The sequence below is a fragment of the Wolbachia pipientis genome (assembly GCF_023661085.1).
Taxonomy (GTDB): domain Bacteria; phylum Pseudomonadota; class Alphaproteobacteria; order Rickettsiales; family Anaplasmataceae; genus Wolbachia.
Map to the genome: position 1 here is coordinate 1 of NZ_JAHDJT010000050.1, position 8,679 is coordinate 8,679.

The 8,679-nt window shown below is 35.8% G+C and carries 10 protein-coding genes and 1 tRNA gene; 10 read left to right on the top strand and 1 reads right to left on the bottom strand.

Annotated features, from left to right (window positions below):
• Nucleotides 1-68 precede the first annotated feature (68 nt).
• The 9 genes from DM84_RS03030 (at nt 69) to ruvC (ending at nt 5,119) form a co-directional block, all read left to right on the top strand.
• On the top strand, nt 69-266 hold the full coding sequence (locus DM84_RS03030; protein ID WP_250778271.1) for an ankyrin repeat domain-containing protein: 198 nt from the start codon (nt 69-71) through the stop codon (nt 264-266).
• 89 nt (nt 267-355) lie between these two features.
• The gene (gene rplU / locus DM84_RS03035) at nt 356-658 is read left to right on the top strand and encodes a 50S ribosomal protein L21 (RefSeq protein WP_250778272.1); all 303 of its coding nucleotides are present in this window, start codon (nt 356-358) and stop codon (nt 656-658) included.
• Nucleotides 659-668: 10 nt separating this feature from the next.
• Nucleotides 669-938, top strand: a complete 270-nt coding sequence (rpmA, locus tag DM84_RS03040) for a 50S ribosomal protein L27 (protein ID WP_041045731.1) — start codon at nt 669-671, stop codon at nt 936-938.
• Nucleotides 939-1,015 (top strand) — tRNA-Ile (locus DM84_RS03045).
• Between the two features lie 64 nt (nt 1,016-1,079).
• Nucleotides 1,080-2,252, top strand: a complete 1,173-nt coding sequence (gene metK / locus DM84_RS03050) for a methionine adenosyltransferase (protein WP_250778273.1) — start codon at nt 1,080-1,082, stop codon at nt 2,250-2,252.
• 217 nt (nt 2,253-2,469) lie between these two features.
• On the top strand, nt 2,470-3,057 hold the full coding sequence (locus DM84_RS03055; protein ID WP_250778274.1) for a TenA family protein: 588 nt from the start codon (nt 2,470-2,472) through the stop codon (nt 3,055-3,057).
• Nucleotides 3,051-3,755: a TenA family protein gene (locus DM84_RS03060; RefSeq protein WP_250778275.1), complete on the top strand. Its 705-nt coding sequence runs from the start codon at nt 3,051-3,053 to the stop codon at nt 3,753-3,755. The genes DM84_RS03055 and DM84_RS03060 overlap by 7 nt, the downstream gene beginning before the upstream one ends.
• A gap of 47 nt (nt 3,756-3,802) precedes the next feature.
• Complete coding sequence (locus DM84_RS03065) at nt 3,803-4,630, top strand: cytochrome c oxidase subunit 3 (protein ID WP_250778276.1); 828 nt, start codon at nt 3,803-3,805, stop codon at nt 4,628-4,630.
• Nucleotides 4,631-5,119, top strand: a complete 489-nt coding sequence (ruvC, locus tag DM84_RS03070) for a crossover junction endodeoxyribonuclease RuvC (protein WP_250778277.1) — start codon at nt 4,631-4,633, stop codon at nt 5,117-5,119. It abuts the gene before it with no gap.
• A gap of 82 nt (nt 5,120-5,201) precedes the next feature.
• On the opposite strand, the gene ligA is transcribed toward ruvC, so the two are convergent.
• The gene (gene ligA, locus DM84_RS03075; RefSeq protein ID WP_250778278.1) at nt 5,202-7,238 is read right to left on the bottom strand and encodes an NAD-dependent DNA ligase LigA; all 2,037 of its coding nucleotides are present in this window, start codon (nt 7,236-7,238) and stop codon (nt 5,202-5,204) included.
• 220 nt (nt 7,239-7,458) lie between these two features.
• Between ligA and surE the strand changes: the two genes are divergently transcribed.
• The gene (gene surE, locus DM84_RS03080; protein ID WP_250778279.1) at nt 7,459-8,202 is read left to right on the top strand and encodes a 5'/3'-nucleotidase SurE; all 744 of its coding nucleotides are present in this window, start codon (nt 7,459-7,461) and stop codon (nt 8,200-8,202) included.
• The last annotated feature ends 477 nt before the right edge of the window (nt 8,203-8,679 follow it).

Consider the following 8,679-nt stretch of genomic DNA (forward strand, 5'->3'; position numbering starts at 1 on the left):
AATCTACGATTATTATCTTTTTTCTTTTCCATAATTAATGTTCGTACAGCTGTGCACTAAGGATAAGAATGGCAACACTCCACTTTGCTGCTATGAATGGAGAGCTTGATATAGCAAAAATATTACTCGAACACAACACAAATGTTGATGCTAGAAATCATCAGATAATGACAGCATTGGATTGTGCAACCAATAATAATCACCAAGAGCTTGTGAAGTTGCTTTTGGCCCATGGTGCGGTTCCTGTGTCTACTGAAAGTGTTTAATGTAGCTTGAGAGAAGAAAAATTATTTGTCTTGACAGCATATATGACATCCTTTACGATTAAAGTTAACAGTGAAAGTGTATATTTGTTATGTTTGCGGTGATTGAAACAGGTGGAAAGCAGTATTTAGTAAAAAAAGGTAGTGTAATAAAAGTAGAAAAGCTAGAAGCTGAGGAAGGAAAGGAGGTGGAGATTGACAAGGTAGTTTGCCTTTCAGACAACGGTTTATCTTATTCACCTAATGCTACTGTTAAAGCTGAAGTGCTTGAGCAATGCAGAGGGGAGAAAATTATAATTTTTAAAAAGAAGAGAAGAAAGAATTACCGTAGGAAAACCGGTCATAGGCAGTATATAACTGTTCTTCGTATCAATGAAATTAATCTCCAAAAGTAAGGGGTGAGATATGGCAACTAAAAAATCGGGTGGTAGTTCCTGTAATGGTAGAGATTCCGCAGGTCGTAGGTTAGGAATAAAAAAGAACGGAAAAGTTATTCCTGGTAACATAATTGTCCGTCAAAGAGGAACAAAATTTCACCCTGGAAGGAATGTTGGTATGGGTAAAGATCACACAATTTTTGCCAAGATAGAAGGCTGGGTCAAATTTAGAAAGTCAGTAAATAAAAAGACTTTTATTGATATTTTGCCTGCGGATAATATACAAGTTTCAGCTTAGGGGTCTGTAGCTCAGGTGGTTAGAGCGCACGCCTGATAAGCGTGAGGTCGGAGGTTCAACTCTTCCCAGGCCCACCATTTAGTAATTACTAAATAGATCTTCTATAACAACTTTGACATTGCATGAGCAGAAGCCTAAAGCATGAATTTATATAAAAATTTAATCACCAGTGAATCAGTTGCAGCTGGTCATCCAGACAAAGTAGCGGATCAAATTTCGGATGCAATACTTGATGAATATCTTTTTACTGACTCTTTCTCGCGAACCGCAATAGAGACTTTAGTTACTAAAGATAACGTTATTATAGCGGGAGAAGTGTTTGGACCTAACATCGCAAATAGCAGAATTGAAAATATTGTACGCAGTACAATAAAAGATATTGGTTACGAATGCGATGGTTTCCACTGGAAAAAAGTGAAAGTAAATATATTGCTGCATGAACAATCAAATGACATTGCAATAGGGGTAGATCAAGGTGCTGGAGATCAGGGCATAATGTATGGTTATGCAACGACAGAGACAGAAAGTCTCATGCCGGCGCCCATTTTTTATGCGCACTTGATTTTAAGAAATATCATGAGTGTAGCTAAAGAAGCAAAACTTGGTCCAGATGCAAAATCGCAAATCACCTTGGCGTATGAGAATAATCTGCCAGTACGTGCTGAAAGTGTTATCGTTTCAATACAGCACTCTGAAGATCTGGATCAATCAAAGGTAAAAGAAATAATTTACTCTTGCATAGTTTCATCTTTGCCTAAAGGATGGATGTGTTCTGAGGAAAATCTCTTGGTCAATCCAACTGGTAGGTTTGTTGTTGGTGGGCCAGTTGGTGATTGTGGATTAACTGGGCGAAAAATCATGGTTGATACTTATGGAGGCTATATTCCGCATGGTGGGGGAGCGTTTTCTGGAAAAGATGCAACAAAGGTTGATAGATCTGCAGCTTATATGGCAAGATATCTTGCTAAAAATATTGTCTTTGCAGGTTTAGCCAAGCGCTGCCTTGTGCAGCTTTCTTACGCAATTGGTGTGTCAAAACCTACTTCATTCTACATTGATACATTTGGTACAAATACGGTAGATGAGAAGAGGGTTAAAAAGCTTATCGAAGATAACATAGATTTATCAACTAAAGGTATCATCAAACACTTATTGCTTAACCGTCCTATATATAAACGTACAGCCTGTTATGGACACTTTGGTAAGAAATCAGAAAAAGATGGTGGATTCTCTTGGGAAAACATAGATTTGTCTGATGTTCTTTGTAGGGAGTTTAATATGGGGAACAACAAAAAAATTTCTTTAGATTGCTAAAGTTTTTGATTTATAGCTTAATACTGATATACTAACCTATTGTTAAAGTATAATTAGCTTTTCATAATAATTATACTATACTAGTAATAATTTTTATATTTATGGGGGGCTCACAAAATGTGTAACAAAATAAAAGAGAAATTCTACGATATAGCTGTAAGAGAATCATCTGATCTTGTTGAAAAAATAAAAGAACATCCTTATTAATGTTGAGTTAATGAACAGTACGCTAAATTATGAAAAATTTAAATTTTATCTTCAGCAGGGTTTTTTATATTTAGTAGACTGCACTCGTGCTTTGTTGGTTATTGCAGCTAAAGTGAATGACGTTGAAATAATGAATAGTTTAATCAATGTAGCAAGGGGAACATTTGATGTTCGAAAACAATATGAAAAATATTTTGAAGATTGTGATTTATCCGATAATCACAAGAAGTCAAGGACTTGTTCTGCCTTTACTGACTTTTTCATGTGTGCTGCATATCATAATTCTGTTGCTGAAGCTTTAGCAGCATCTTACCCTTGCTTCAACATATATCAAATCGTTGTGCATCATATGATGAACAAGGTAACACCTAGGGAGGTTAAAAACAACAAGTACGAAGGATGGATCGACATTTATAATAGCAAAACAATGAATGCTGCAATTGATGAGGTCACCAATATTACAAATAAGCTATATAAAGAAGCTGATGAATATGAGAAGAAAAGAATGCGTGAGTTTTTTAAGAGAGGACTGGAGCTAGAGTTAGTGTTTTGGGATGAGGTGTATTACTTTAATACACCTATGGTAAAAGCGTGTTAGTGGAAAATTGCTCACATCTTGGTCTTGATGGTATTATAGCGTTCAGTGGTATAATTAAGAGTTATTATGGATCAAATCTTTTAAAGGACATGATTGAACATCCTTTTAATGTTGAATTGGCAAATAATACTCTAAGCATAGAGAGCTTCAAATTCTATATTCAACAAGATGCCTTATTCTTGAGTGATTATATTCGTACCGTTTTAATCACTGCATCCAAAGTAGAAAATTGTAACAATATTACCCCACTCATAGAGGTGGCTCAGGGAGCAATGGCCATTATGAGGGTTTTATATAACCACTACTTTGCTGTGTATTCCATAAATCGTGGAGAAAAGTCCCTTGAATGCTTCAATTTCACTAATTTTCTTTTGTCTACCTCATATAACGACACTTATGAAGCCATAACAATTTTATACTCCTGCCATTTTATATATAAGGTTGTTATTGATGGCATGAAGAGTAAGATTAAGAAAAATAACAGATATAAAGATTGGTTTGATTTTTATTGCGGTAGTTTAGTAGGGTCTGGGTGCATCGCTTTAGAGAGTATTGTTGATGAATATTGCCAAAAAGTAGGGGGAAATGAAAGGAGTAGAATGCTTGAATTATTTGGAATCAGTGCACAATTTGAGTTGGACTTTTGGAACAGCGCATATAATGTTTCAAAATTCAATCAAGTGCCTGAGGAACATTGACAGTTTTGAGCTAATTTGTATGCTTAATACGTATTTTTGAAGATGATATGAAAAGTAAAGAACATGATTTTCATTTAGTGGATCCAAGTCCTTGGCCAATTATTATATCAGCGGCAATTTTTATTCTTGCGCTTGGGTTAGTTGGCACACTCCACAAACAGATTTTTGGAATACTTAGTTTAATTTTAGGAATTTCTGCGGTATCGGGAGTGTTATTTTATTGGTGGAGGGATGTGATAAAAGAAGCCATTTATGATAAATGCCATACTGCCATTGTAAAAAATGGACTTAGGGTTGCAATGTACTTATTTATCCTTTCAGAAGTTGTATTTTTTATAGCGTTCTTTTGTTCATTCTTTAAAGCCTGGCTTGACCCAGTTTTTTCATTTGAAGCATTTTCTCCTACAAAAAGGGTTGAATGGCCTCCTGAGGGAATTTTGCCACCTGATCCGTGGTCATTGCCGTTTATGAACACGTTAATATTACTGCTTTCTGGTACAACTATTAACTGGGCACATCACTCTCTACTCGAAAATGATAAAAAGAGCATGATTAAAATGCTATCAACGACTATATTGCTTGGGATATTTTTTATAATGGTGCAAGCTATGGAGTATCATGAGGCAAGTTTTTCTCTACAAGAAACAGGAGAAAAGCTGATCTATGCATCCAATTTTTATATGATTACTGGGTTTCACTGCGCACACGTTATAATAGGGATAATATTTTTGTCAGTATGTTTGTTCAGGGCTCGGAAAGATCAATTTACACCTCAAGACCATTTATGCTTTGAATTTGCTTCCTGGTATTGGCACTTTGTAGATGTGGTCTGGATATTTTTGTTTGTATTTATTTATTGGCTGAGTGTTTTTTAGGTGGTTAAAATAATAGGTCTCGATCCGGGAATAAGTAAAACCGGATGGGCTATTATTGATCTAAGTGAGAAAAGTAATATTGAGTTTCTGGAAAGTGGTACCATATCAACTGACAGTAAACTCAGCATAGGTGAACGTCTGCACATAATTTTCGGACAGTTAAAAAAAGTAATTTCTTTGTATTCTCCAAGTGAAGCTGCGGTGGAGAAAGTTTTCGTTAATAAGAATCCTAAATCTTCGCTAACTTTAGGGTATGCGAGAGGGGTCGTGATTTTATCGTTGGAGATAGCAGGGTTCACTATAAATGAATATGATGCAAACTATATAAAGAAAAGCATTACTGGAAATGGCCATGCTGACAAAGATCAAGTTATATTTATGGTGAAACAGATAGTTAAAAATTTAGATATAAAATGTCACCATGCTGCTGATGCTCTTGCTATAGCAATTTGTCATGCTCATATGAAAGGCTCATGTTTTATGGGATAGTTTTTGTGCAGCGGAATGTTAGAATGAGATAGACAAGGTGTCCTAAAAATGCATCTCAAAGGTACGCTCATTTAGACACTTCCTAATTTATCATTTTGTGCCACTGATCTTCATCTAAAATTTCTATGCCTAATTCTACTGCTTTTTTATATTTGGATCCTGGATCTTCTCCTGCGATTAGATAGTCAGTTTTAGCAGAAAGATTTGAGCTGATTCTTGCTCCTAGAGCCTTGGCTCTTACTTTTGCCTCTCCTCTACTCATAGTAAGTAGTTTGCCGGTAAACACTATAACTTTATTATTCAACACAGAATCGCTAGAGTTGGAGCTGACAGGCAGAATTTGAAGACATGCGGTAAGATCATTTAACATTTTGATGTTATGTTCCTTAGAAAAAAATGATTCCAAAGATTTAGCCGCTTTGTCTCCTATGCCATCTATACCTACTAGCTCATCACTAAAAGGTTTTGCTGCTTTCTTCTCCGCACCATCTATGCCCATCTCAGCATCATTTGATAACAGTTTGATCATCGAGCTATACCAGTTATCATAAGAGACATAATAATTTGCAAGCAATGCTGCTGCAACTTGGCCAATAAATCTAATACCCAAGGAAAATATAAACCTATCCAGAGTTATTATCTTTCTGCTTTGTATAGCATTTAATAAATTAGTTATTGATTTCTTGCCCCAGCCAGACTGTTCTCCAAGATTAAATTCATTTAATTTTTCTTCTAAGGTAAAAATATCTGGGATTTGCTTTACCAAACCAAGGTCATAAAAAAACTTTATCTGCTTTTCACCAAGGCCAACAATGTCAAATGCATCTTTTGATGCAAAATGCTTCAGTTTTTCTATTATTTGAGCTCTGCAGGTAAATTCTTCAGGGCACCTTATTGCTGCCCCCTCAACCTGTACTTCACTACCGCATTCAGGGCATACTTCAGGAAATACAAATTCGGGCGCATCCGTATGACGAGAGCCTTTATCTACTCTAACAATCTGAGGAATCACATCTCCTGCCCTTTTGATTGTTACAACGTCTCCTTCTCTTATGTCTTTACGTTTTATCTCATCTTGGTTATGCAGGCTTGCTCTACTAACTAGCACTCCGCCAATATTGACTGGCACTAAATCTGCAACAGGAGTCAAAACCCCTGTTCTACCTACTTGTATAAATATCTTGTTTAGCTTTGTTTTTGCATAAACCGCAGAAAATTTGTACGCAAGTGCTGAACGTGGTGCTTTATGAGTGCTTCCTAGACGATCTTGCAGCACCAAATCATTGACTTTGTAGACTATTCCATCAATATCATAATCCAAGTTATAGCGACGATCATAGGTCTCGTTATAGAACTTCAGCATTCCATTCAAACTGCTTGTTAAGAACCGATGCTCATTTACGCAAAAGCCAAGTTCCTCAAGTCTCTCTAGTACTTCACTTTGGCTTTTTTTCATTCCACCAATCAAAGAATAAGCAAAATATCTAAGTGGTCTACTTGCCGTAACATTCGCGTCCAACTGCTTCAGAGAACCAGCAGCCGCATTTCTAGGATTGGCAAACTCATTGTTTTCATTTAACTTTAAAAAGTCGCTGTTGCTAATATATATTTCTCCTCTTACTTCTAGCCTTCCTTGCACACCTTGCAAAAATTTAGGGAAGCCTTTTATTGTTGCTACGTTGTAGGTGACATCTTCTCCTACAAAACCGTCGCCTCGAGTTGCAGCTTTAACAAACCTTCCATCCTCATAAATTGCAGAGAACGATAGCCCATCAATTTTTAGCTCACATAATATTTCTATTTCATCCTCAATTAAAAACCTCTTTACTTTAGATAAAAACCTCTCCACACCTTCTTCATCATAAGCATTTTCAAGAGAAAGCATGGGCTCTTGATGTTCCACTTTGGAAAATCTTTCATCGGGTACAGCACCAACACTATCTTGTGTTGCATGGATTTCTGGAAGTTGTTCCTTTATCTCAATTAACTTTCGCTTTAGCTCATCATATTTAGCATCAGTGATTTCTGGCTTGTTTTTTTGGTGGTATAAGACGTCATGATAATCTATCTGCATTTGCAATTTAGCAAGTTCTCGTCTCAAATTTTCCAAACTAATCATATACAATTATCTCCCAACACTGGAACTAGTGAACAAATATGAAATCATATTAATTTTCTCGTCAAGCTGTGAATTTTCATGAATTTAATGCATAGTAGAGGTAAAGTACTAGAAAATCAATAGAAGCTGCAGATGATTGAAAGTAGGTAGGAGCGATATATTTATTTGCAACCAGTAACTAGAATTACTTATTATAACTTTGGAGCATATAAAATTTCATATGGTAATATTGATAACAAATGATGATGGTTTTGAAAGTGAAGGAATAAAATTACTCAAAGAGATTGCACAAAATTTTGCATCAGAAATATGGGTGGTGGCACCAGATACTGACAGAAGTGGAGCAGCAAGATCTCTTAACTGCCCAATAAGTCAATCTATTAGAGTAAACCAACATGGTAAAAAGGAATTCAGTGTGTCTGGTACTCCTGCAGATTGTGTTATTATTGCGCTGAATAAGATCATGGATAAGAAGCCAGATTTAATATTATCTGGAGTAAATATTGGATCAAACGTTGGAGACGATGTTTGTTACTCAGGAACAATTGGTGCTGTTATGGAAGGCGCTACAAGATCTATACCTTCTATTGCACTAAGCCAAGTATATCATAACGGGATAAACTGGCACAATACAAAGGTTTTTGCACCAAAGGTTATTGCTAAACTAGTTGAAATTGGCTGGCCTAAAAATATAGCGATGAGTGTAAATCTTCCTGCTGTGGAAAAAGTAAAAGGAATAGAGTTTGTTGAGCAAGGTGAATATAACATTGATGGAGATTTAACCTTTACTGAAAATTCAGATGGCTCTTTAAGTTTAAACTGGTCTCGAGAACACTCAGGTAGTGGTAGTGTAGGTAAAATCAAAGAAGGATTTATCACTATCACACCAATAAAATTAGATTTTACAGATTATGATACGTTGAATGCTATGAAAAATTCTCACGCAGACAAATTTTTTCCATAGTTAATTGAAAAAACGTTTGCAAATCTTTTATTAGCCGAATAATATGTGGCTATTAGACATAATACCTCCTATTTCGCACCTTTTTAGGTGCGAATTAAGGTTGTGTTTAGATTCAAAACTTTGGTATCTATTTAGGAACGTAGTTAACTTGCAAATATTGAAGCAAAAGTGGTGTCATGTAAGTAACTCCTCCTGTCATCCAAGTACCTTCTTTTTTTGTCATCCCAGTGCTCCGACACTGGGATCCAAGATACTACTTTAGTAATAAATGTTTAGGAAATTTACCAAGCGAGAAAAAAAGCAAAAGAAGCCCTGGTCAGTATTTATTTTTAGTATTGGCGTTTTTATGCTTTAAACGCTGCAATTTAGCTGCTTTTAAGCGCAACTAGTCTAAGCTATAATATTTAAGAAATTTACCAGATAGGAAAAAAAGACAATAAAACCCCGAGGTAGCTAGTTATTCCACTCTCTATTTTA